The organism is Pseudoalteromonas sp. S408, assembly GCF_005886645.1.
Lineage (GTDB): Bacteria > Pseudomonadota > Gammaproteobacteria > Enterobacterales > Alteromonadaceae > Pseudoalteromonas.
Genome location: NZ_PNDY01000057.1, coordinates 1 through 312, shown reverse-complemented (window position 1 = coordinate 312; position 312 = coordinate 1). Strand labels below are relative to the sequence as shown.

Annotated in this window: 1 protein-coding gene; it reads left to right on the top strand. The window is 66.0% G+C overall.

Going from position 1 to position 312, the window contains the following annotated elements; all coding sequences use genetic code 11:
• Positions 1-312, top strand: a 312-nt coding sequence (locus CWB62_RS18455) for a TRAP transporter small permease subunit (protein ID WP_138556296.1), incomplete at both ends; no start/stop codon positions are given.

Genomic DNA, 312 nt, shown 5'->3' with positions numbered 1-312 from the left:
TCCCATCGCGCTGCTGGGCATCTCCTACGCCCTCAAGCATCGCGCCGACGTTCGCGTCGATGTCTTCTACGACCGTTTCTCTCTCAAGGGCCGCGCGCTGGTGGACCTGATCGGTGCGCTGATGACCATCGCCATCGGTGCCGCCATCGCCTGGCTGGGCCTGAGCTATACCGAGCAGTCCTGGCAGCTGATGGAAGGCTCGCCCGACCCCGGCGGCCTGCCCTATCGCTATCTGCTCAAGGCCTTCATTCCCCTCGGGTTCGCCGCGCTTGCGCTGCAAGGCGTGGCAGATTGCCTGCGCGCGCTGCTGGT